Source organism: Pedobacter sp. 10L46_2, assembly GCF_056395165.1.
In genome coordinates this window covers 1-2,120 of the sequence record NZ_JBFTIZ010000463.1, presented here as the reverse complement: position 1 = coordinate 2,120, position 2,120 = coordinate 1, and the positions used below count along the sequence as shown (strand labels likewise).

General features: G+C 37.3%; 1 protein-coding gene and 1 pseudogene. One reads left to right on the top strand and one right to left on the bottom strand.

Translation table 11 applies throughout. The features are described from left to right. A pseudogene (locus tag AC1DDX_RS26775) lies at positions 1-457 on the top strand (DUF3078 domain-containing protein); the annotation flags it as partial. Positions 458-568: 111 nt separating this feature from the next. On the opposite strand, the gene AC1DDX_RS26770 reads toward AC1DDX_RS26775, so the two are convergent. Further along, a partial coding sequence (locus AC1DDX_RS26770; RefSeq protein WP_477622967.1) for an MFS transporter occupies positions 569-2,120 on the bottom strand: 1,552 nt, incomplete at its 5' end.

Genomic DNA, 2,120 nt, shown 5'->3' with positions numbered 1-2,120 from the left:
AGCTTACCTAACTCTTGGTCCTGGTATTGCCTATAAACGCGATGATAATTTCAGGGTCAACATTTCTCCCTTTGCTTCCCGTTTTGTTTTTGTAAGGAACAGAAATTTAGCTGAATCATTTGGGAACGACCCAATGAAAAGGCTTCGTTATGAGTTTGGTGCTTCATTAGATGTGTATTACAAAGTAAATCTTGTAGAAAATATTAGTTTAGAGAACATCCTGAAATTATACTCTAACTATCTCGATAAACCACAAAACGTTTATACAGATTATACAGCCAACCTTTTCATGAAGGTAAACAAATTTGTAACCGTAAACGCTGGTGTACAATTGCTTTATGACGACAAGACTGAAATCCCAATCTTAGATGCTAATGGAGCCAGGATTGAAGGTGAATTCAAAAAAGCTTTACAGGTTAAACAGATTTTCGGAGCTGGTTTTACCTACAAGTTCTAGATACTTCTTCACTCATTCTACACACATCCTTCACACCAAACCCACAAAAGGGTACCTTTTTGTGAAGAATGTGTGTGTAATGTGAACTATGTGAAGACCAGGCATAAGCAACTAGTAAGATATTGGAGCAGGTTGCTTTGATTTAAGATTAATAATAGTCCTGTTAATGTAGGGAATCAATGCAATTATAAGGATTACAACAATCAATAAACCACTTATAACCGTATAGTAATCTATTGCTGATCTCAATTGAGCTTGAGTTTCTATGAATCTGCCGAGCAATCCCTGAGCAATTTTAGCAGCCTGACCTGTAGAAACTCCCTTTCCAACTAATCCTCTTTTATACATCTCTAGTTTTTCCACCGCTACCGGATTTAAAGAAGTGATATGCTCCTGAAAACGGTTTATGTGATTGGTTCTATTATAAAGCTGATAAAAATTAATTAAAGCGATACTGCTGCAGAAACCTAAAAAGCGAAAGAACACACCAACGGCTGAAGCCGTACCACCCAAACGTTCAGGAACCGAAGAAACAGCAAAAACGATTACAGGCGTCATTAACATACCTGCTCCCATTCCCTGAACAATTAATGGAATGATAAAAGTTGAAGCATCTGCCTGAGTATTAAAAAGGAAGATCATCCAGGTGTGAAATATCAACAGCAAGCCGAAACCATAGATCCAGATCAATCTCATTGGCCTTTTTAAGATTAAAAGTCTTGAAGAAATTAAAATACTGATCACTATTCCCACAATATTGGCAGCCATGATGTACGCGATATGAATTGGATCCATCCCCAAAACAGTAGCAAAGTATAGATTTGTAATGTTTAGTGCACCGCGAACAATATAAAGCACAAAGATTAAAAACACACCAACAATATAGTTTCTGTATTTGAACACTTCCATGTTCTGGCTAGGTCTCTTTAAATTGAGCTGTCTTAAAATATGGAGGAGCAATAGTACCAATATTGCACCGCAACTTCTAACTATGCGTTTATCCTGCAACCAATAGTATTGTTGACCATATGCCAGCACATAACCAATCAGGCATAAAACTAGTGCATAGATCACAAAACTGGCCCAATCTACCTGATAAAGTGGAATCTTACGGTTTAAACGAACCGTATTCATGATAGACAATAGCAAAATAGCACCAGGTAAATAGCAAAATATGATGGCTTTATACAAGAAATTGTAATCGTAGGCATCTACAATTGGTGCGGTAAGCAGCATAGATATCGGACTTATACACAACAGCATGCCGTAGAAAATAGAATAGCCGATTTCTCTGGCCCTTTCGCTCTGAATTCTGCTAAATATTAATGTAATGCAAATGCTTGTTGTACCACAATTGGCCATTCCCTGTATAAACCTGAATATAAAAAGCGTATGTAAATTATGCGTGTTATAGCAAATGTATGAAGTAACAATTTGCAGTATAATCCCTACAAGGAAATACTCCTTAGTAGCCAGGTACACAAAAAAACGCCTTTCCAAGGCAAAGAAACTGGCAACTGCAGCATAGAATATGATCATTGAATATTGAACATCAGCAGGTTCAATACCATAATAACCAGCTGCAGCATTTGGATTGGCCGTAGATAACCCAAAAAGCAGCAGACAGGGTAAAATAACAATGAATATGGTGCCTCTGATCAGC